This is a genomic window from Streptomyces sp. YKOK-I1, assembly GCF_054660435.1.
The window spans coordinates 5,998,835-6,017,456 of record NZ_BAAGDR010000001.1; the positions used below are offsets into that span (position 1 = coordinate 5,998,835).

The following is an 18,622-nucleotide window of genomic DNA, read 5'->3' on the forward strand; positions in this document are numbered from 1 at the left end:
CGGCGGTCACCTCTGTCAGTCCACCCTCGCCTCGAAACACTCCTTCGCGCCGCCTCCCGAAGGCAGGAAGCAGGCCCGGACGACGGCTGCCGGGCGGGTCACCGTCATCAGGGTGTAGACGTAGGTGTCCGCCTGCGCCTGGTTCCGTACGCGGGCCGCGCGGCCCCGCACCTCGACCCGGTCGCCGATCCGCGCACCCCACATCCGGGCCCAGCTCGCCCCGCACACCCTGCCGTACCGCAGCTGCACCGACGCCCCCGTGGCGGTGACGTGCTCGGCCAGGGTCTCCGGCTCGGCCCCGCACTTCATGGCCACCGGGTCCGCACCCTCGCAGGAGGTGTCCCGGCAGTGCGGGCCGACGGCGGACGGGGAGAGGGACGGGGACGCCGACGGGCGTGCCGCCTCGCTGCGTTGCGGCAGCAGGAGGAGGGACACCGCGATCGCCCCGAACACCAGGGCGGACACCGTCGCGAGAACCGCCAGCGCTGTCGCGCCACGGTGGCCGGTGGGAGACGGCGTGGGGGCCGGGGGCGGTGGTGCCGGTGCGGGGGTCGCCGACGGGCCGTTCTGCGCCAGGTCCCGCAGCGCCAGATACCGGCCGTCGGGCTCACCGGCCAGCCGGCACAGCTCCCGCACGGCCGGGCGCGGGGGCAGGGTCCGGCCGTTGAGATAGCGCTCCCAGGACGACTTGCTGAACGTGGTCCGCGCCGCGAGCCCCGCCAGGCTCAGGCCCGTGCGCTCCTTCAACTCCCGGAGTCCGGCCGCCAGCCGGGCGCTCTCGGGCGACGGGGACGGCTCGGGTCCGCTCATCCGCGCAGGGCCTTCCAGGTGTGCGGCCCGACCATGCCGTCCACGTCCAGACCGGCCCGCTGCTGGAGCGCCTTCACCGCCCGCTGGGTCAGCGGACCGAACATCCCGTCGATGCCCCCGGGGGAGATGCCCGCCCGGCGCAGCAGACACTGCGCCTCGGCCACGTCGCGACCGGCGCTGCCGTAGGCGAGTTCGGCGTCCTTGGTACGGCTGATGCCCGCGAACCACTGTCCGTCGACCCGTTCGATACGGCAGCTGTACACCGGTGCCTGTGCGGAGGCGCCGGTGGTGGCGGAGGCGGCGGGAGAAGCGGCCGCCGGTTCATCGCGGTCGTCGTCGAACCGTACGACGGACGGCCGAGGACACGGCCAGCACCAGCGCGACCGCACCCGCGACGAGCGCGACCCGCAGCGAACGGCCGGGAGCGGGCGCGGCTTCCGGGGCGGGCGCGGGCTCGGGCTCGGGCCCGGGAGGCGCCTCCGTCGTCGAGGCCGTCCCGCGTCGCTCGCCCCACGCGTCCGTGGCGACCTCGTGCAGCGCCAGCAGCCGTACGGGATCCGTGCCCGCGAGCCGGGCCAGGCCCTCCACGGCCGCACGCGGCGGCAGCGAGCGGCCGACCAGATACCGCTCCCACGACTTCTCGCTGTACCCCGTCTTCACGGCGAGCTGCCGGGTGCTCAGCCCGGTGTGCTCCTTCAGCTGCCGAAGCCGGGACACCAACTGGTGTACGCGCGGATCGAGTTCGGCGGACAGCGCAGTGCGGCGCGCCATGTTCCCCCCAGATGCGGTCATGAACCGTGGTCAGCGGCCCCCCGCTCCGACGCATTCTGCATGAGCATGGCCACTCCTGCCACGGCCGTCCCGCCGCTCCGTCCCACGGGACGGTGTCGGTGCAGGTCAGAGGGGGTGACGTCCCGGGAGGCCGTCACTTCGCCGACAGCCGTGGCGGAGCCGGCCGGGCGGGCCGCACGGTGGTGGCGGCACCGGCCCGCCGGACGGACGGACCGGGTGCCGAACCACGAACCCGAAAGTGAAAGAGGAACGCATGCGACCGAACGTTCTGGCCCGGACCCTCGTCGGAATCACCGCCGTCGCCGGCCTCGCCGCCGGATCCCTCGCGACCGCGGGCACCAGCTTCGCCGCGCCGGTCTCGCAGCCGGCGGTGAGCGCGCAGGCCGCCACCCTGGCCTCCTACGAGAACTTCGGCCTCACCACCGCCGAGGCCAAGAACGTGCAGAACTTCCTGGCGGACTACTGGAGCTACACCGACGACATCGACGGCAAGCTCGGCACCAACAGCTGGAAGGCGTTCCAGCGCTGCCTGAAGAAGTACTGGGGCTACACCGGTGAGATCGACGGCGACCCCGGCACCAACACCATCAAGGCCCTCCAGCGCCTGCTGAAGGACGACTACGGCTACACCGGTGACATCGACGGCATCGCCGGTTCGGGCACCCGCGCCGCCTTCAAGCGCTTCGCCGCCTGACACCCGTCATACCCGTACAACGGCCTGTGTCCGGTCCCCCGGGGGAGGACCGGACACAGGCCGTCGCCGTCGTGGTGCGGACGCTCAGAGCTTCTCGGGCGTCCGGATGCCCAGCAGGGCCATGCCCTGGTGCAGCGTGCGGGCCGTCACGTCGCACAGGAGGAGGCGGTTCTCCGCCACCTCCTTCGGCGGCTGCGGCTTGATCACCGGACACTTGTCGTAGAACGACGTGAACAGCGACGCCAGCTGGTACAGATACGCCGCCACCTTGTGCGGGGCGTACTCCGCCGCCGCCTCGAAGACCGTGTCGCCGAACGCGTCCAGGTGCAGGCCCAGCGCCCGCTCCGCCGCGTGCAGCTCCAGCTCCGGGTGCGCGGCAGGCCGTACGTCTCCCGCCTTGCGGAGGATCGACTGGATACGGGCGTACGCGTACTGGAGGTAGACGGAGGTGTCGCCGTTCAGCGAGACCATCTGGTCCAGGTCGAACTTGTAGTCGCGGTTGGCCGACGTCGACAGGTCCGCGTACTTCACCGCGCCGATGCCGACCTGGGCGGCCCGCTCCTGGATCTCGTCCTCGGTGAGGTCCTGCGCCTTCTCCCGGACGACCTCGGCGGCCCGCTGCACCGCCTCGTCCAGCAGGTCCTCCAGCCGTACGGTCTCACCCTCACGCGTCTTGAACGGCTTGCCGTCCGCGCCCAGCACCGTGCCGTAGCCCATGTTGTGCGCGGTGACGTCGTCGGTGAGCCAGCCCGCCCGCCGTGCCGTCTCGAAGACCATCTTGAAGTGCAGCGACTGCCGCACGTCCACGACGTAGATCAGCGAGGTGGCGTGCAGGTCGGTGACCCGGTTGCGGATCGCGGTGAGGTCGGAGGCCGCGTAGCCGAAGCCGCCGTCGGCCTTCTGCACGATCAGCGGGACCGGCTGGTCGTCCTTGCCCCGGATGTCGTCGAAGAACACGACGAGGGCGCCCTCCGAGCGGACCGCGACACCCATCTCCTCCAGGAGGCGGGCGGTCTCGGGCATGCCGTCGTTGTACGCCGACTCGCCGACGATCTCGTCGTCGCGGATCTCCATGTCGAGCTTCTCGAAGACCGAGTAGAAGTAGACCTTCGACTCGTCCACGAACTGCTGCCACAGGTCGAGGGTCTCCTTGTCGCCGGACTGCAGGGCGACGACCCGCTTGCGGGCCCGCTCCTTGAACTCCTCGTCCGCGTCGAAGAACGCCCGGGACGCCTTGTACACCCGGTTCAGGTTCGACATGGCCTGCTCGCCGTCGACCTCCGACGCCGGGGCCAGCTCGCCGGGGTGCTCCAGCAGGTACTGGATGAGCATGCCGAACTGGGTGCCCCAGTCGCCGATGTGGTGCCGGCCGATCGTCCGCTCGCCGGTGAAGTCGAGCATGCCGCGCAGGGCGTCGCCGATCACCGCCGACCGCAGATGGCCGACGTGCATCTCCTTGGCCACGTTCGGCTGGGCGTAGTCGATGACCGTGATGCCCGGGTCCGCCTTGGCCGCCACGCCGAGCCGGTCGCCGTCCGCGTACCGCGCGGCCAGGTTCTCGGTGATCGCCCGGTCCGCGAGCGTGATGTTGAGGAAGCCCGGGCCGGAGACCTCGACGTCCTGGATCAGCTCCGCGCCGGTGGCGATGTGGGAGACGACCTGCGTCGCCAGCTCCCGCGGGTTCGCCTTCGCCTTCTTCGCGAGTGCCAGGATGCCGTTGGCCTGGAAGTCGGCCCGGTCGCTTCGGCGCAGCAGCGGGTCGACTCCGTCGGCTTCCGGGAGGGCGGATGCGAGGGCGTCGGCGAGGCGCTGGTTGACGAGATCCGTGAGCGACGTGACCGAGGTCATGGGGTGGGAGCCGTTCTCCTCGTGGGATTGATAGACGTGGCCAGTATCCCATGGGGGGTGAAGCGGTTTTTTGGCCGCGGGCCGGTGGGGGCTGGTCGCGCAGTTCCCCGCGCCCCTGGTGGCGGCTGCGCCGCCTAAACTAGGGGCGCGGCCGTTCGACCGTAGTGGCTGCCCCGGAGAAAGAAGGACGTGCCGATCGTGGCTCAGAGCACCGAGACCACCGACTGGGTCTCCCGTTTCGCGGACGAGGTCATCGAGGAGTCGGAGCGTCGGGCCCCCGGCGCGGCTACATCAGTCGCTACCGCTCCGGTTGTCGTCGTCGCCTCCGGGCTGTCCCCCTCGGGCCCCATCCACCTGGGCAACCTCCGCGAGGTCATGACCCCGCACCTGGTCGCCGACGAGATCCGGCGCCGCGGCCACCAGGTCCGCCACCTGATCTCCTGGGACGACTACGACCGCTACCGCAAGGTGCCGGCCGGCATCGCCGGGGTGGACGAGTCCTGGGCCGAGCACATCGGCAAGCCGCTGACCTCGGTGCCCGCGCCGGCCGGGTCGTCGTACCCGAACTGGGCCGAGCACTTCAAGGCCGCGATGGTCGACTCGCTGGCCGAGCTCGGCGTCGAGTTCGACGGGATCAGCCAGACCGCGCAGTACACGGCCGGCGTCTACCGGGACCAGGTCCTGCACGCCGTCGCGCACCGGGCCGGGATCGACGCGATCCTCGACCAGTACCGCACGAAGAAGGCGCCCGCCAAGCAGTCGCAGAAGCCGGTCGACGAGGCCGAGCTGGAGGCCGCCGAGGGCTCCGGCGCGGCGAGCGAGGACGACGGCAGCTCCGGCGCCGGGTCCGTCGGGTACTTCCCGTACAAGCCGTACTGCGGCAACTGCGAGAAGGACCTGACCACCGTCACCGCCTACGACGACGACTCCACCGAGTTGACCTACTCCTGCACCGCCTGCGGCTTCTCCGAGACCGTCCGGCTGAACGAGTTCAACCGCGGCAAGCTCGTCTGGAAGGTCGACTGGCCCATGCGCTGGGCCTACGAGGGCGTGGTCTTCGAGCCCTCCGGCGTCGACCACTCCTCGCCCGGCTCCTCCTTCCAGGTCGGTGGCCAGATCGTCGGTATCTTCGGCGGGAAGCAGCCGATCGGGCCGATGTACGCGTTCGTGGGCATCTCCGGGATGGCGAAGATGTCGTCGTCGCGCGGCGGTGTGCCCACGCCCGCCGACGCGTTGAAGATCATGGAGCCGCAGATCCTGCGCTGGCTCTACGCCCGCCGCCGCCCCAACCAGTCCTTCAAGATCGCCTTCGACCAGGAGATCCAGCGGCTCTACGACGAGTGGGACAAGCTCGACGCCAAGGTCGCCGACGGCTCCGCCCTGCCGGCGGACGTGGCCGCCCACTCCCGTGCGGTCGGGACCGCCGGCGGCGAGCTGCCGAGGACGGTGCGCGCGCTGCCGTACCGGACGCTCGCGTCCGTCGCGGACATCACCGCCGGACACGAGGACCAGGCGCTGCGGATCCTCAGCGAACTCGACCCCGCCGACCCGCTCACCGCCCTCGACGAGGCCCGCCCGCGCTACGACAAGGCCGAGGCCTGGATCAACACGCACGTCCCCGCCGACCAGCGGACCGTCGTACGCGAGCAGCCCGACGCCGAACTGCTGAAGTCCCTCGACGAGGCGTCCCAGCAGTCCCTGCGGCTGCTGCTCGACGGACTCGCCGAGCACTGGTCGCTCGACGGACTGACCCACCTCGTCTACGGCGTCCCGAAGGTCCAGGCCGGATTCCCGGCCGACGCCACGCCCAAGGAACTGCCGCCGGAGATCAAGACCGCCCAGCGGACGTTCTTCGCGCTGCTCTACCACCTGCTCGTCGGCCGCGACACCGGTCCGCGACTGCCCACGCTGCTGCTCGCGGTGGGGCAGGAGCGGGTGCGGGGCCTGCTCGGCGAGTGACGCCGTGAGGAAAGCGCCCGGTGCCTTGGGGCACCGGGCGCTTTCTCATGTGGTGTTGCGTTCCTATGCGATGTGCTCGTCCGCCATCTCCGCGTTGAGACGGTTGGAGAAGCGGTTCACCATGCGCTTGGCCTCGGCCTCGGGGATCGTGATGCCGTAGATCGCCTCGACGTCGACGATGAACCCCTTGGGGGTCGGCGCTCCGTTGCCGCCCTTGATCGACTCACGGAAGACCTGGTAGTACGCGTCCTCGTCCGGCTCGTAGCCGCCGCCCTCACCCAGTTCGCGGGTACGGCCCGGACCCACCGGGATGGGGAACGTGCCGGTCTCCTCCGGGGAGGGTTCCTGGCCGGGGGCCGGGGGCTCCTCCTCGTACTGCTCGCGGTACTCCGTGGCGTGCTGCTCCTGCTCGTACCACTGGGCGTACTGCTCCGAGGGGTCGTACGTGGGGTCGTAGCCGCCGTGGTACTCGACCTCTTGCGGGGGTGTCTGGAACCAGGGGCTCTGGTCGGGGGCGGGCACCGGCTCGGGTTCGTATGCCGGTTGCCCTGCGTACTGGTTGCCGCCGGGGTGTTCGCGCTGCCCGCTGAGGGGTGCCGCCGCGCCCACCCGTGCCGCCCCAGCGGCACGATTGCCCGCAGCTAGCGAGGGCATCTCGGCCGCCATCGGGAGTTCCTGGTGCTGGGGGGCGGGCGGGAGTACCGCTGGTTCTATCCCCGCCGCCGCGAGGCCTGCTGGGGCCGTTTCCGCCAGGGGGACGCCGTAGCGGGCCAGGCGCAGGGGCATCAGGGACTCCACCGGGGCCTTGCGGCGCCAGGCGCGGCCGAAGCGGGAGCGCAGGCGGGCCTGGTAGACGAGACGTTCCTGCTCCAGCTTGATCACCTGGTCGTAGGAGCGCAGCTCCCACAGCTTCATCCGGCGCCACAGGAGGAACGTGGGCACCGGCGAGAGCAGCCAGCGCGTGATGCGGACGCCCTCCATGTGCTTGTCCGCGGTGATGTCCGCGATCCGGCCGATCGCGTGCCGGGCGGCCTCGACGGAGACCACGAACAGGATCGGGATCACCGCGTGCATGCCCGTGCCCAGCGGGTCCGGCCAGGCGGCCGCGCCGTTGAAGGCGATCGTGGCCGCCGTCAGCAGCCACGCCGTCTGCCGCAGCAGCGGGAAGGGGATCCGGATCCAGGTCAGCAGCAGATCCAGGGCGAGCAGGACGCAGATACCCGCGTCGATGCCGATCGGGAACACGTACGAGAAGTTCCCGAATCCTTTTTGCAGGGCCAACTCGCGCACGGCCGCGTACGAGCCGGCGAAGCCGATGCCGGCGATGATCACGGCGCCGGTCACGACCACGCCTATGAGAACGCGGTGCATCCGAGTCAGCTGGATTGGCGCGGACACCTACTCCCCTCCCCTTGCGTGTTGTTGCGCGCAACAGGGTGGCACATGTGTACGGCGGACGCGTGTCCGGACCATCAGCTCTTTGTGGACGAAGCCTTGGCCGAAGACTTGGAGGAGGCCTTGGAGGCCGTCGCCTTCGGGGTGGCCGACGCGGACTTCGACGCCGACGCGGAGGACGACGGGCTCGTCGTCGCGGCCGAACCGCCGCCGCTGCCCTCGCCGTTGGCGGACTCGACCGCCGCCACGACCTCCTGGGCGGCCTTCTTCGCGGACGCCGTCAGGGTGTCGGCGCTGGGCGTCTTCTCGCCGGCCAGACCGGCGCCGTTGTAGTCGAGCGTGATGACGACGTTCTCGACCCGGGCGACGACCGTCTGCTGCTTGAAGGCGCCTTCCTTCTTCTTCAGGTCGTAGCGCACCACCGTCGCCTGGTCGCCCGTGCCGGTGACGGTCTCCGTCTTGGCGTTCTTGGCGTCCGCCACCGTCTGGGCGGCTTTGACCTGCTTCGCGTAGTACGTCTGCGCCTGTGACTCGGCGTCACCGGTCGTCGCGTCCGAATCGAACCGCAGCAGGGAGACATTGAGCCAGCGGAACTGAGAGCCCTTCACCCCGTTGTTGTCCAGGCTCGACCAGGAGCAGCTGGCGCGGGCGCCGGTGTCGGAGGAGTCGCCCTCCTTGCCGGAGGACGTGCCCTTCGGCACCAGCGCCGTCAGCGTCTTCTTCGACAGCACCTTGCAGGCGCTCGGCAGCGTCGCGTACGCGGCCGCCTCGACGGCGGGGGCGGAGCTCGCGGCGGTGTCGCCGGAGCCGCCCGTGCCCTGCGCGCCGTCCGCGGCGGAGGTGGCGCCGGCCGAGTCCGAGTCCGAGCCGGAGTCCGAGGAGCACGCCGCCGCGAACACCATCACCGGCACCGCGAGCGCGGCGGCCAGGACGCGGTTCAGGCCTCCCGTGCGGGTGGCGCGCTGGTCAAACTGGTCGTCTCGCTGGGCTCGTCGCTGCATGGTTCCTTCACTCATGACGCTCGTGGTTCCTGCGGTCGGATCGGGTCCGAGGGGCCACGGTACGCGGTGAGACAGCTGTGCGGTTCCGCTTCACCCGCTTTGCGGACCTGCCGGAGACGGACGCCGAAGGCCGTTATCCGGCCAGGGAGTCGGCGAGCTGTGAAGCCAGTTTCCGGGCCTTGTCCTGCATTTCCTTGCTGTCCGGGACGGTTCCGACCGTGGCCGGCTGCTCCTCGTACCCGATGGTCACGATGACGTTGGACGTGCGGAACGCCACAGTGACGGTGCGCTGTTTGACCGTGGAACCCGAGCTGCTGAGCACGTCGTCGACGAACGCCTCGTCACCGAGGTCGTCCAGCAGGCGGGGCTGGAGGTCGGTGGGCGTGGAGGAGGGGGAGGAGCTCGCCGAGCCGGAGCCGGAGCCGGAGGTCGAGGGGGACGGGGCGGCGGAAGCGGACGCACTGGAGGTGGGGGACGAGGTGGAGGAAGGGGACTCCGAGCCGGACTCGGAGGCCGTGGGCTCCGGGAGGTCGGCGGCGGTGACCTTCTTCGCGAACAACTCCTCGGCCTCGTCGTCGTCGCTGACGGAGTTGTCGTAGGAGACGACGCGCTCGAGGTCGACGAAGAGGTGGTCCGTGGCGTCCGCCGACTGCACCTTCCAGCGGCAGCCGACCTTGCGGTCGGTGTCGAACGTCAGCGTCGCCTCGCCCTCGTAGGCGGTCTCGCGCTGCTGTTCGTCGGTGATCTCCTTGATGCCGGGCAGCAGGGAGTCGAGCGTGGAGCGGCCGACGGCGCTGCAGGCCTCGGGGAGGGTCGTGTACTTGCCGGGCTGTGCGGCGGCCGAGGCGGTGCCGGCCTCGCCGGGGTTGGAGTCGTCCGTGGAACCGCCGTTGTCGGAACTGCCGGTGCAGCCGGCCAGCAGTGCCGCGAGGAGTGCGGCGATGCCGGATACGTAGGCCTTCCGGTGCACGGTCGGCTCCTCTCGACGGTTCGCGTGGTGATCGGGTGGCGATCTTGGTCCAGTGTCCCCGCTGCTTAATCGCTTGCCGGACGGGGGCGGCCCCAGCAGACAATGTGTATCGCACGCAACACCGTGGACGCCGGTCCGATGTCCTATTCGTTGATCTTGGCGCCGGTTTTGCGACTTGGGACTTCTGTTGTGTATCCGGGGGATTGGGGACGATATGTCGTACGTGGAGATGCCGGGCGCGAAGGTGCCGATCCGGATGTGGACCGACCCGGCGTCGGTGGAGGACGTGGCGCTCCAGCAGCTGCGCAACGTCGCCACCCTGCCGTGGATCAAGGGCCTGGCCGTGATGCCGGACGTCCACTACGGCAAGGGCGCGACGGTCGGCTCGGTCATCGCGATGCGGGGCGCGGTCTGCCCGGCGGCGGTGGGCGTGGACATCGGCTGCGGAATGTCCGCGGTGAAGACCTCCCTGACGGCGAACGACCTGCCGGGCGACCTGTCCCGACTGCGCTCGAAGATCGAGCAGGCGATTCCGGTGGGGCGGGGCATGCACGACGACCCCGTGGACCCGGGCGGGCTGCACGGGTTCGGGACCTCGGGGTGGGACGACTTCTGGGGGCGGTTCGACGGGGTGGCGGAGGCGGTGAGGTTCCGGCGGGAGCGGGCTTCGAAGCAGATGGGGACACTTGGGGCCGGCAACCACCACCTTGAGGCTTCGCTCGATACCGAGGGTTCGGTGTGGCTCACCCTGCACTCCGGTTCTCGAAACATCGGCAAGGAACTGGCCGAGTACCACATTGGCGTTGCCCAGAAGCTTCCGCACAACCAGGGCCTGGTCGACCGCGACCTCGCTGTCTTCGTCTCGGACACCCCGCAGATGGCGGCATACCGGAATGACCTCTACTGGGCGCAGGAGTACGCGAAGCACAACCGCTCGATCATGATGGCGCTCCTCAAGGACGTGATCCGCAAGGAGTTCAAGAAGGCGAAGCCGAGCTTCGAGATGGAGGTCAGCTGCCACCATAACTACGTTGCGGAGGAACGCTACGAGGGGATGGACTTGCTGGTCACCCGCAAGGGTGCGATCAGGGCGGGTGCTGGTGACCTCGGAATCATCCCGGGATCGATGGGCACGGCGACATACATCGTGAAGGGGCTCGGCAACGAGAAGGCGTTCAACTCGGCTTCGCACGGCGCGGGTCGGCGCATGAGTCGTAACGCGGCCAAGCGACGCTTCTCGACGAGGGATCTAGAGGAGCAGACGCGGGGCGTGGAGTGCCGTAAGGACTCCGGCGTCGTGGACGAGATTCCTGGCGCGTACAAGCCGATCGAGCAGGTTATGGATCAGCAGCGGGATCTGGTCGAGGTCGTGGCGAAGTTGAAGCAGTTCATCTGCGTGAAGGGCTGACGCGGGTGGCCCGGCCGGGACCGGGTCACCCGCCCCGAGTCATTGGCCGCTGGGCATCGGGACTTGGCCGCTGCGCAAGCGCCAGAGGCGCAGACTGCAGCTTTGGACGGTCCTGCCGAGCGCTTCGGCTGCTGCCGTCGGGTTGTTGTGCTGGAGCAAGATGCGGTCTTCGCTCTCGTTCCAGCGGCGTTTTGAGTAGGCGGCCCTCATGCCGCGGGGTCGTGTCCAGTCGGTGAGCGAGTCGGCGGCTGCGCGCTTGCGTTCCAGGGCCAGACAGCCTGGATAGTAGAGGTGAGCTGCCAGATTCTGGGCGGTCTCCATCATGTACAGGATGTTGTAGACGTCGTCACGAGCATTGCGCCTGATGATGCGCTCGGCGCCAGTGACTTCCTTGGCGTACTGACACAGATAGGTGCCGATGGCCGTGCTGGCCGTGGTGAGCGAAATGAAGGGGAAACCCTTGCTCGTGTAGCCCACCGAGCCGTCGGCGTCGATGATGCCTCGCAGGTAGTCGCGGTCCGAGAACTCACCGTGAGGCGGAGAGATCGTCTTCGACTTCCGGCCGTAGGGCAGACCGAGTTCGCTGATCTTGGTCCTGGCTTCGAGGGAATGGAGGCTCCAGATCGCAGAGTTGTGCACTTCGGCGAAGTTCGTTGACCTCGTGCGCTCGCTGATGGTGCTGTTGTATGGCGTCAGCTTCTGGAACTTGTGCAGCAGCTCGATGTCCCGCGCGTTGATTTCCACGGTCAACCGTCCCCGCTGCCTGGACTGTTGGGAGAGATGTCCATCCGCCTGCAGAAACCCGAACATGTACGCGTACTCAGGGACCGTCAGGTCCATGAATCGGTGGGCGTTAGGCTCGCAGTCAGCCATGAGGAAGTCCTACCTTCCTTGTTGGTCAGGCCTTCGCCGGGGATGCCGCCCCGGCGGGGGCCGTTTTCGTTGGCCTTCTCTTGCGAGGCTAGATCGCCAGTTCGCCAGCCGACCGGGTGATCGATGACGTTCACCCGTGTGGGTTCAGGAGAGTCGTTTCTCCAGGAGGGTCACCGCGTACGGGCTGCCCGTGCCGCCGTCCTTCGTTCGTTGTTCTCCCACCACCCGGTAGCCCGCCGACTCGTAGTAGTCCCGCAGGCGGGGGTTGGAGGTGAGGCAGTCCAGGCGGGCGTAGGGGCGGCCCGCTGCGGCTATGCGGGATTCGGCGTGGGTGAGGAGGGCGCGGCCCGTTGCGGGGGGTGCCGTGTAGGGGGTGGTCATCAGGCGGTGGATGTAGCCGGCGTCGGGTGGGCGGGGGCCCCAGGCCGCGGGGTCGTCCCACCAGAGTTCGTAGGCGCCGGTCGGGGAGCCTGCCGTGTGGGTCAGCCAGACCTCGCCGTCCGCCATGCGGTCACGGAAGTGGGCCTCGTCCTTCTCGCCGGGCTTCCACTGGTCGATGCCGTGGGCGAGTTGCCAGAGGGCGGCCGTGTCGCGGAGGCGGACCAGGAGGGGGGCGTCCGCCGGGGTCGCCCTGCGGTGGGCCGGTTCCGGCCAGGTGGTGGGGGGCTGTTCCAGGAGGTGGGTGCGCAGGGTTTCCGAGAGGGTTGTCGCGTTCAGGCCCAGGGCGGTCGTCACGTAGGACTCCACCGAGCCGTACCGCGCCCGCAGGGACTTCAGGAACAGGCGCATCGCCGACGCGGGGGCGCGGCCGAAGGCCGGCCAGGTGGGGGAGCGGCCCTCGTTGCGGGTGCGCCAGTCGGACAGCAGGGCCTCGGTGGCGAGTTCGGTCAGGGTGAAGTCGAAGACGATCGTCTCGTCGGGGACGCCCAGGAGGGCCAGGACCAGGGCCGCGAGCTGGCCCGTGCGGTCCTTGCCCGAGGCGCAGTGGAAGGTGAGGGGGGAGCGGGTTCGAGCGATCAGTTCCAGTGCCGTCGCCAGTTCCTTCGTGCCGTCCTCCGCCACCTCCAGGTAGCGCTCGGCGAGGTAGGGGCCCGGGTCCACGTCCTGGGTCTGTGCGGCCTGGTCGTAGGGGCGGTGCTCGATGCTGAGGTTGTGGTGGGTGAAGGAGGGGTCCGGGGGGATACGGCCCCGGGCGTCGGCCTCCCAGGGGTGGCGGAGGTCGATCACCGTGCCCACGGACAGGGACAGGAAGCGGTGCCAGTCGGGGGTGTCCCTCGTCAGCTTGCCCAGGGAGTCCGCGCGGTAGAGGCGGCCGGGGCGGACCCGGAGGCCGTCGGCGGTGCGATAGCCGCCCAGGTCGCGGAAGTTGTGCAGCTTGTCGAACGGGAGGTGTCTGTCCACGGAGCGACCCTATGCGGACGGTCCGGAACCGGGTGGGTGGGAACTGGTGTCTTAAGCTGGCCAGTTCGGGTCGTTGACACGGGGGTGTCGGATGCAGCGGATGCGTGGGTCGGTGGCGGTGGCGGGGCTTGTGGTTGTGGTGGGGGCTCTGCTCGCGGGGTGTTCGCAGGGGTACGAGGACGAGCGGGGGAAGGGGGACGCGCCCGTCGCCGGGAAGGCGGGGGACGACACCCCGGCCGAGGTGTTCAACATGCCGGACGGGTTCGGGAATCTCGCCACCAAGTGCGTGGGGCACGGGTTCCGGGCGTATGTGACGACGAACGCGACCGGCCCGTCCAATGTGCAGATCGTCGAGGACAAGACGTGCGGGGGCTGAGGGCCGCGGGGGTGGTGGCCGTGCTCGTGCTCGCGCTCGGCGGGTGTTCGCAGCAGTACTACGAGGAGCGGGGGAAGGCCGACGCCCCGGTGGCGGGGCGGGCGGGGGAGGACTCGGCGGCCGAGGTCTACAACTTCCCCGACGGGTTCGGGAACCTCGCCACCAAGTGCGTGGGGAAGGGCAAGCGGGCGTACGCGACCACGAAGTTCGTGCAGCAGGAGGACGAGGACGATGTGATCATCATCCCGGCCAATGCCGTGATCGTCGACGACCCGCGGTGTCAGGCGCCCTGAGCGGTCACTTCGCGTGCCGCACCGCGTAGATCATGACGAACGCCACGATGTGGATGCCGAAGAGGAAGTAGCCGAGCCACCACCACATCTGGCGTTCGTCGTGCGGCCCCTGCGGCTCCTGCGGGTCTTTGGACGTCATCACAGTTCCCGGTGGACCTTGGTGTTCGAGGCCTGGGCGCGGGGGCGCAGCACCAGGAGGTCGACGTTGACGTGGCTGGGCCGGGTCACCGTCCAGGCGATGGTGTCGGCGACGTCGTCGGCGGTGAGGGGGTCGGCGACGCCCTCGTAGACCTTGGCGGCCTTGTCCTCGTCGCCGCCGAAGCGGGTGAGGGCGAACTCGTCGGTCCTGACCATGCCGGGGGCGATCTCGATGACGCGGACCGGCCGGCCGACGATCTCCAGGCGGAGGGTCTCGGCGAGGACGTGGGCGCCGTGCTTGGCGGCGACATAGCCGGCGCCGCCCTCGTAGGTGCCGTGGCCGGCGGTGGAGGAGACGACGACGATCGTGCCGTCGCCGCTCGCGTCCAGCTTGGGCAGCAGGGCCTGGGTGAGGTTGAGGGTGCCGATGACGTTCGTCTCGTACATCGCGCGCCAGTCGGCCGGGTCGCCGGTGGCCACCGGGTCGGCGCCGAGCGCCCCGCCCGCGTTGTTGATCAGGACGCCGACGGTCGTGAAGGCGGTCGCGAACTCGTCGACGGCCGCGCGGTCCGTGACGTCCAGCGGGTACGCGGTCGCCGAGCCGCCTGCCGCGACGATCTCCTCGGCCAGCGCCTCGATGCGGTCCTTGCGGCGGGCGGTGAGGACGACGCGGTAGCCGGCGGCGGCGAGCCGGCGGGCCGTGGCGGCGCCGATTCCGCTGCTCGCACCGGTGACCACGGCGATGCGGGAGGCGGCGGACGGGGCGGCGGTGGCCATGGGACTGCTCCTCGGGCGTGGCGTGGCGGGCGCGGAAGAATGCCGGCCTCGAAAGGCTGTCCGGCCAGGATAGGTGGGAAAATCGAGACGGGTGATCCTCTGTCCGGGAGGTGGACCATGGGACAGGCGCGAGAGGTCATGGACCGGCTGACCGAAGCCCTCACCACGAAGGCGGACCCCAAGACCGTCGGCGAGCTGTACGCGCCCGACGCGGTCGCCGTCACCCCCGACGGCGGGGAGCTGCACGGGCGCGAGAACATCGTCGACTACTGGCGTCAGATGACCGAGATGATCACCGATGCCCGCTACGAGTCGGTGTACGCGTACGAGGTCGGCGACACCGCGATCGACGAGGGGTACTACCACGGCAGGAACACGGGGCCGATCCCGCTGCCGTCGGGGGAGTCGCTGCCGGCCACCGGTAAGGAGGTCAGGCTCCGCGGGGTCGATTTCGCGGAGGTGGCGGACGGCCGGATCGTCAGTTACCGGCTGTACTTCGACCAGATGGAGTTCCTGGAGCAGCTGGGCCTGCTGCCCGAGGATCTTCAGAAATAGAGGATCTTCAGAAAAAGGAGAAGAAACCGCTCAGTCGCCGCGCGGCGCCCACATGATCACGGACATGCCCGCGAGGCAGATCAGCGCGCCCGCGATGTCCCAGCGGTCGGGGCGGTAGCCGTCGGCGACCACGCCCCACAGGATCGAGCCGGCGACGAAGATCCCGCCGTACGCGGCGAGGATGCGGCCGAAGTGGGCGTCGGGCTGGAAGGTGGCGACGAAGCCGTAGGCGCCGAGGGCGAGGACTCCGCCGGTGGCCCAGAGCCAGCCGCGGTGTTCGCGCACGCCCTGCCAGACCAGCCAGGCGCCGCCGATCTCGAAGAGCGCGGCGAGGACGAAGAGGGCGGCGGAGCGGAGGATCGGCATGCCGCCCAGCCTCGCACGGGTGTCCGCGTCACCTGTTGGAGGGCGCCTCACCGCCCGCTCCCCGTGGGATACATCCCACCGGCAGCATCGGTAGGGACCGGCCGACGGAGGAGTGGTGGCATGCGCAGGATGCGGGGGTTCGCCGTGTGGGGGGCCATGGGGATGCTGGCGGTGGGCTCGCCCGCGGTGGCGGGGGACGCGGCCGAGGCCGATCTGTCGTACCACGGGTTCGCGGTCCTGCACGGCGGGCGGGTCGACGTACGGCTGACGCCGCGCAACCACGGTCCGGCGGACGTGGCCGACGCGACGGTCCGGCTGCGCTGGTCGGTGCCGCTGGCGCGGGCCCAGCGGCTGCCGGACGGGTGCGCGCGGACCGGGGAGCGGTCGGTGGTGTGCCGTACGGGCGCGCTGGCGGCGGACACCCTGGGGGAGCGGATCGAGCTGGGGGTACGGCTGCGGGGGCGGCCGGCGGAGGCGACGCTGGACGTCGACACGGTGTGGGCGGGCGGGGCGGTGGACCGCAACCGGACCAACGACCGGCAGCAGGTGCTGGTGCTGGACACCGGGGACGCCTACTACTTCTGAGGGCCGTGATGTCTCCGTGATGTCGCTGAGTACGATCTCGGCAGGCGGCGCTGACGAAGGGGTTGGGCGATGTCCGGGAACGTGCGGTCGGGTCTGCTGGACGAGCTGTCCGTGGTCTCCCGCCGGTACGTGGCGTCGTACGCCCTGTTCAACCAGGCACTGGCGGACCGGCTCGGGCTGCATCCGACGGATCTGCAGTGTCTGAACCTGCTGACTCTGGAGCCGGAACCGGTGACGGCGGGCCGGGTGGCCGAGCTGACCGGGCTGACCACGGGGTCGGCGACGCGGCTGGTGGACCGGCTGGAGCGGGCGGGTTACGTGGTCCGCGAGCGCGACGCGGTCGACCGGCGGCGGGTGCTGGTGGCGCCGGTGCCGGAGCGGATCGCGGAGTTCGGGCGGATGTGGGAGCGGCTGGGCGGGGACCGTACGCCCCTGTTCGCGGATCTGGCGGACGCGGAGCTGGCCGTGATCGTGCGGCACATGCGGCGGACGGTGGAGTTCCACGGGGAGCGGATCGCACGACTGCGGGAAGGCCGGGTGTAGGGGGACATGCGGGACATGGGCATACGGGGCTCCGGCATACCGGACTTCCGGGACTCCGAGACGCTGGAGTTCGGCGTGGCGCAGGCCCGCCGGCAGGTGCGGGCGGCCGAGGCGGTGGCCGTGCCGGGGCGGGGGCTGCCCCGGCACTGGCTTCTGCTGCTGCTGGGTGCGGCGGTGCTGCCGGGGGCGGTGCTGGTGGTCGTGGGGCGGTCGCTGGAGGAGCCGGCCGTGCAGGCGTGGCGGACGGTGTGTCTGGCGGTGACCGTGCAGGCGCTGCCGTTCCTGTTGCTGGGGACGGCGCTGTCCGGGGCGATCAACGCGTTCGTGCCGGCGAGTGTGTTCAGTCGGCTGCTGCCGAAGCGGCCCGCGCTGGCGGTGCCGGTGGCGGGGGCGGCGGGGGTGGTGCTGCCGGGGTGCGAGTGCGCCTCGGTGCCGGTGGCGAACAGTCTGATCGGGCGGGGGGTGACTCCGGCGGCGGCGTTCGCGTTCCTGCTGTCCGCGCCCGCGATCAACCCGGTGGTGCTGACGGCGACGGCGGTGGCGTTCCCGGGCAGTCCGGAGATGGTGCTGGCCCGGCTGCTGGCCTCACTGGTGACGGCGGCCGTGATGGGCTGGCTGTGGCTCTGGCTGGGGCGCGAGGAGTGGCTGCGGCCGGCCGTACGGCACACCGGGCACCGGGCGGGGCACAGCCGCTGGGAGGAGTTCCGGCAGGGTTTCCAGCACGACTTCCTGCACGCGGGGGGTTTCCTGGTGGTCGGGGCGATGGCGGCGGCGACGTTCAACGTGGCGGTGCCGCGGTCGGTGCTGGACGTGTTCTCGGGGTCGCCGTGGCTGTCGGTGCTGTTCCTGGCGGCGCTGGCGATCCTGCTGGCGGTGTGCAGTGAGGCGGACGCGTTCGTGGCGGCCTCGCTGAGCGGGTTCTCGCCGGTGGCGCGGCTGGCGTTCATGGTGGTCGGGCCGATGGTCGACCTGAAGCTGATCGCGTTGCAGGCGGGGACGTTCGGGCGGGCCTTCGCGGTCCGGTTCTCCTCGGCGACGGTGGTCGTCGCGGTGGTGTGCAGCGCGGTCGTGGGAGGGGTGCTGCTGTGAAGCGGTTCATGCGGGTGGCTTTGCTGGTGCTGAGCGGGCTGGGCCTGTTGCAGACGGCGCTGTTCACGGACGAGTACCTGCGGTTCGTGAAGCCGGGGATGCGGTGGCTGCTGGTCGTGTCGGGTGTGGTGCTGGTGGGGCTGGGGGTCCTGGAGGCGCTGTCCGCGCGCCGACGGGACGGACAGGGCGCGCGGGGCGAGGATCATGGTCACGGGCATGACCACTCCCGGGTCCCGCGCGTCGCCTGGCTGCTGTTCCTGCCGGTGCTGAGCCTGCTGTTCTACGCGCCGCCCGCGCTCGGCTCGTACACGGCCTCGCGGGAGCCGGCCAAGGTGGTCGCGGTGGAGGACGACGGGTTCGATCCGCTGCCGGCGACCTCGCCGCTGCCGATCACGCTGACCGAATTCACCCAGCGGGTGCAGCAGGACCGCAGCCGGGCGATCAAGGGGCGTGCGGTGCAGCTGACGGGGTTCGCCTCGCCGGCCGACGGGGGCGGCTGGTATCTGACGCGGATCCTCATCAGCTGCTGTGCGGCGGACGCCACCACGCTGAAGGTGCGGGTGTACGGCGGTACGACGCCGAAGGCGGACACCTGGGTGACGGTCACCGGCACCTGGCACCCGGGCGGCAGGCTGGGCACCTCGGCGGCGGCGGTGGCCCTGGACGCCACCGGTCTGAAGAAGGTGCGCAAGCCGTCGAACGCGTACATGGACGCGCTTCCGCTGGGCTGACGGCCGGCCTCCTTCGGG

At 70.5% G+C, this 18,622-nt stretch carries 22 protein-coding genes; 10 read left to right on the top strand and 12 right to left on the bottom strand.

Annotated elements, in window-relative coordinates:
* Positions 1-15 precede the first annotated feature (15 nt).
* The 3 genes from ACYQ8Q_RS26575 to ACYQ8Q_RS26585 are packed head-to-tail and all read right to left on the bottom strand — an operon-like array spanning position 16 to position 1,581.
* Positions 16-810, bottom strand: coding sequence for a helix-turn-helix domain-containing protein (locus ACYQ8Q_RS26575; protein WP_460068344.1), 795 nt, complete (start codon positions 808-810; stop codon positions 16-18).
* Positions 807-1,073 (bottom strand): peptidoglycan-binding domain-containing protein, encoded by a 267-nt coding sequence (locus ACYQ8Q_RS26580; RefSeq protein ID WP_460068346.1) that lies wholly within the window; start codon positions 1,071-1,073, stop codon positions 807-809. Before ACYQ8Q_RS26580 ends, ACYQ8Q_RS26575 begins: the two co-directional genes overlap by 4 nt.
* Positions 1,074-1,131: 58 nt before the next feature.
* Positions 1,132-1,581 carry a helix-turn-helix domain-containing protein gene (locus ACYQ8Q_RS26585; RefSeq protein ID WP_460068347.1) on the bottom strand — a complete coding sequence of 150 codons (450 nt, stop codon included), beginning with the start codon at positions 1,579-1,581 and terminating at the stop codon, positions 1,132-1,134.
* Positions 1,582-1,855: 274 nt separating this feature from the next.
* Between ACYQ8Q_RS26585 and ACYQ8Q_RS26590 the strand changes: the two genes are divergently transcribed.
* Positions 1,856-2,296: a peptidoglycan-binding domain-containing protein gene (locus ACYQ8Q_RS26590; protein ID WP_460068348.1), complete on the top strand. Its 441-nt coding sequence runs from the start codon at positions 1,856-1,858 to the stop codon at positions 2,294-2,296.
* 84 nt (positions 2,297-2,380) lie between these two features.
* Here ACYQ8Q_RS26590 and argS read toward each other — a convergent pair whose 3' ends face one another.
* Positions 2,381-4,144, bottom strand: a complete 1,764-nt coding sequence (gene argS, locus ACYQ8Q_RS26595; RefSeq protein ID WP_460068349.1) for an arginine--tRNA ligase — start codon at positions 4,142-4,144, stop codon at positions 2,381-2,383.
* A gap of 189 nt (positions 4,145-4,333) precedes the next feature.
* Between argS and lysS the strand changes: the two genes are divergently transcribed.
* Positions 4,334-6,103 carry a lysine--tRNA ligase gene (lysS, locus tag ACYQ8Q_RS26600; protein ID WP_460068350.1) on the top strand — a complete coding sequence of 590 codons (1,770 nt, stop codon included), beginning with the start codon at positions 4,334-4,336 and terminating at the stop codon, positions 6,101-6,103.
* A 63-nt stretch (positions 6,104-6,166) separates the two neighbouring features.
* Here lysS and ACYQ8Q_RS26605 read toward each other — a convergent pair whose 3' ends face one another.
* The 3 genes from ACYQ8Q_RS26605 to ACYQ8Q_RS26615 form a co-directional block, all read right to left on the bottom strand.
* The gene (locus ACYQ8Q_RS26605; protein ID WP_460068351.1) at positions 6,167-7,501 is read right to left on the bottom strand and encodes a DUF2637 domain-containing protein; all 1,335 of its coding nucleotides are present in this window, start codon (positions 7,499-7,501) and stop codon (positions 6,167-6,169) included.
* A gap of 74 nt (positions 7,502-7,575) precedes the next feature.
* Positions 7,576-8,514 (bottom strand): DUF3558 domain-containing protein, encoded by a 939-nt coding sequence (locus ACYQ8Q_RS26610; RefSeq protein WP_460068353.1) that lies wholly within the window; start codon positions 8,512-8,514, stop codon positions 7,576-7,578.
* 118 nt (positions 8,515-8,632) lie between these two features.
* On the bottom strand, positions 8,633-9,469 hold the full coding sequence (locus tag ACYQ8Q_RS26615) for a DUF3558 domain-containing protein (protein WP_460068354.1): 837 nt from the start codon (positions 9,467-9,469) through the stop codon (positions 8,633-8,635).
* Positions 9,470-9,683: 214 nt separating this feature from the next.
* Here ACYQ8Q_RS26615 and ACYQ8Q_RS26620 point away from each other — a divergent pair, with 214 nt between their 5' ends.
* Positions 9,684-10,877 carry an RtcB family protein gene (locus ACYQ8Q_RS26620; protein WP_460068355.1) on the top strand — a complete coding sequence of 398 codons (1,194 nt, stop codon included), beginning with the start codon at positions 9,684-9,686 and terminating at the stop codon, positions 10,875-10,877.
* Positions 10,878-10,916: 39 nt separating this feature from the next.
* Here the strand turns inward: ACYQ8Q_RS26620 and ACYQ8Q_RS26625 are convergent, their stop codons facing one another.
* Together ACYQ8Q_RS26625 and ACYQ8Q_RS26630 are read right to left on the bottom strand one after the other, a co-directional pair.
* Positions 10,917-11,750: an LAGLIDADG family homing endonuclease gene (locus ACYQ8Q_RS26625; RefSeq protein ID WP_460068357.1), complete on the bottom strand. Its 834-nt coding sequence runs from the start codon at positions 11,748-11,750 to the stop codon at positions 10,917-10,919.
* Positions 11,751-11,894: 144 nt separating this feature from the next.
* Positions 11,895-13,151, bottom strand: a complete 1,257-nt coding sequence (locus ACYQ8Q_RS26630) for a tyrosine-protein phosphatase (RefSeq protein WP_460068358.1) — start codon at positions 13,149-13,151, stop codon at positions 11,895-11,897.
* 91 nt (positions 13,152-13,242) lie between these two features.
* Between ACYQ8Q_RS26630 and ACYQ8Q_RS26635 the strand changes: the two genes are divergently transcribed.
* Together ACYQ8Q_RS26635 and ACYQ8Q_RS26640 are read left to right on the top strand one after the other, a co-directional pair.
* Positions 13,243-13,527 (top strand): hypothetical protein, encoded by a 285-nt coding sequence (locus ACYQ8Q_RS26635; RefSeq protein ID WP_460068359.1) that lies wholly within the window; start codon positions 13,243-13,245, stop codon positions 13,525-13,527.
* Positions 13,515-13,820, top strand: a complete 306-nt coding sequence (locus ACYQ8Q_RS26640; RefSeq protein WP_460068361.1) for a hypothetical protein — start codon at positions 13,515-13,517, stop codon at positions 13,818-13,820. The genes ACYQ8Q_RS26635 and ACYQ8Q_RS26640 overlap by 13 nt, the downstream gene beginning before the upstream one ends.
* Positions 13,821-13,824: 4 nt before the next feature.
* Here ACYQ8Q_RS26640 and ACYQ8Q_RS26645 read toward each other — a convergent pair whose 3' ends face one another.
* Together ACYQ8Q_RS26645 and ACYQ8Q_RS26650 are read right to left on the bottom strand one after the other, a co-directional pair.
* Entirely contained in the window at positions 13,825-13,959 is a 135-nt protein-coding gene (locus ACYQ8Q_RS26645) for a hypothetical protein (RefSeq protein ID WP_460068363.1), read from the bottom strand.
* Positions 13,959-14,735 (bottom strand): SDR family NAD(P)-dependent oxidoreductase, encoded by a 777-nt coding sequence (locus ACYQ8Q_RS26650; RefSeq protein ID WP_460068364.1) that lies wholly within the window; start codon positions 14,733-14,735, stop codon positions 13,959-13,961. Before ACYQ8Q_RS26650 ends, ACYQ8Q_RS26645 begins: the two co-directional genes overlap by 1 nt.
* Positions 14,736-14,852: 117 nt before the next feature.
* Here ACYQ8Q_RS26650 and ACYQ8Q_RS26655 point away from each other — a divergent pair, with 117 nt between their 5' ends.
* Positions 14,853-15,290 carry an ester cyclase gene (locus tag ACYQ8Q_RS26655; RefSeq protein WP_460068366.1) on the top strand — a complete coding sequence of 146 codons (438 nt, stop codon included), beginning with the start codon at positions 14,853-14,855 and terminating at the stop codon, positions 15,288-15,290.
* Between the two features lie 30 nt (positions 15,291-15,320).
* Here ACYQ8Q_RS26655 and ACYQ8Q_RS26660 read toward each other — a convergent pair whose 3' ends face one another.
* Complete coding sequence (locus ACYQ8Q_RS26660) at positions 15,321-15,656, bottom strand: YnfA family protein (protein ID WP_460068367.1); 336 nt, start codon at positions 15,654-15,656, stop codon at positions 15,321-15,323.
* A 120-nt stretch (positions 15,657-15,776) separates the two neighbouring features.
* On the opposite strand from ACYQ8Q_RS26660, the gene ACYQ8Q_RS26665 reads away from it, so the two are divergent.
* The 4 genes from ACYQ8Q_RS26665 to ACYQ8Q_RS26680 all read left to right on the top strand — a co-directional run bounded on the left by ACYQ8Q_RS26665 (position 15,777) and on the right by ACYQ8Q_RS26680 (position 18,604).
* A complete protein-coding gene (locus ACYQ8Q_RS26665; RefSeq protein WP_460068368.1) occupies positions 15,777-16,241 on the top strand; it encodes a hypothetical protein in 465 nt (154 codons plus the stop codon).
* A gap of 69 nt (positions 16,242-16,310) precedes the next feature.
* Positions 16,311-16,784: a MarR family winged helix-turn-helix transcriptional regulator gene (locus tag ACYQ8Q_RS26670; RefSeq protein ID WP_460068370.1), complete on the top strand. Its 474-nt coding sequence runs from the start codon at positions 16,311-16,313 to the stop codon at positions 16,782-16,784.
* A 15-nt stretch (positions 16,785-16,799) separates the two neighbouring features.
* Positions 16,800-17,873 carry a permease gene (locus ACYQ8Q_RS26675; RefSeq protein WP_460068371.1) on the top strand — a complete coding sequence of 358 codons (1,074 nt, stop codon included), beginning with the start codon at positions 16,800-16,802 and terminating at the stop codon, positions 17,871-17,873.
* The gene (locus ACYQ8Q_RS26680; protein ID WP_460068372.1) at positions 17,870-18,604 is read left to right on the top strand and encodes a TIGR03943 family putative permease subunit; all 735 of its coding nucleotides are present in this window, start codon (positions 17,870-17,872) and stop codon (positions 18,602-18,604) included. Before ACYQ8Q_RS26675 ends, ACYQ8Q_RS26680 begins: the two co-directional genes overlap by 4 nt.
* Positions 18,605-18,622: the final 18 nt, after the last annotated feature.

Coding starts and splice junctions, on each gene's coding strand:
- ACYQ8Q_RS26665 (WP_460068368.1), top strand. CDS start 15,777: ATGCGCAGGATGCGGGGGTTCGCCGTGTGGGGGGCCATGGGGATGCTG.
- ACYQ8Q_RS26655 (WP_460068366.1), top strand. CDS start 14,853: ATGGGACAGGCGCGAGAGGTCATGGACCGGCTGACCGAAGCCCTCACC.
- ACYQ8Q_RS26620 (WP_460068355.1), top strand. CDS start 9,684: ATGTCGTACGTGGAGATGCCGGGCGCGAAGGTGCCGATCCGGATGTGG.
- ACYQ8Q_RS26635 (WP_460068359.1), top strand. CDS start 13,243: ATGCAGCGGATGCGTGGGTCGGTGGCGGTGGCGGGGCTTGTGGTTGTG.
- ACYQ8Q_RS26590 (WP_460068348.1), top strand. CDS start 1,856: ATGCGACCGAACGTTCTGGCCCGGACCCTCGTCGGAATCACCGCCGTC.
- ACYQ8Q_RS26650 (WP_460068364.1), bottom strand. CDS start 14,735: ATGGCCACCGCCGCCCCGTCCGCCGCCTCCCGCATCGCCGTGGTCACC.
- ACYQ8Q_RS26660 (WP_460068367.1), bottom strand. CDS start 15,656: ATGCCGATCCTCCGCTCCGCCGCCCTCTTCGTCCTCGCCGCGCTCTTC.
- ACYQ8Q_RS26675 (WP_460068371.1), top strand. CDS start 16,800: ATGGGCATACGGGGCTCCGGCATACCGGACTTCCGGGACTCCGAGACG.
- ACYQ8Q_RS26625 (WP_460068357.1), bottom strand. CDS start 11,750: ATGGCTGACTGCGAGCCTAACGCCCACCGATTCATGGACCTGACGGTC.
- ACYQ8Q_RS26645 (WP_460068363.1), bottom strand. CDS start 13,959: ATGACGTCCAAAGACCCGCAGGAGCCGCAGGGGCCGCACGACGAACGC.
- ACYQ8Q_RS26575 (WP_460068344.1), bottom strand. CDS start 810: ATGAGCGGACCCGAGCCGTCCCCGTCGCCCGAGAGCGCCCGGCTGGCG.
- ACYQ8Q_RS26670 (WP_460068370.1), top strand. CDS start 16,311: ATGTCCGGGAACGTGCGGTCGGGTCTGCTGGACGAGCTGTCCGTGGTC.
- ACYQ8Q_RS26585 (WP_460068347.1), bottom strand. CDS start 1,581: ATGGCGCGCCGCACTGCGCTGTCCGCCGAACTCGATCCGCGCGTACAC.
- argS (WP_460068349.1), bottom strand. CDS start 4,144: ATGACCTCGGTCACGTCGCTCACGGATCTCGTCAACCAGCGCCTCGCC.
- ACYQ8Q_RS26610 (WP_460068353.1), bottom strand. CDS start 8,514: ATGAGTGAAGGAACCATGCAGCGACGAGCCCAGCGAGACGACCAGTTT.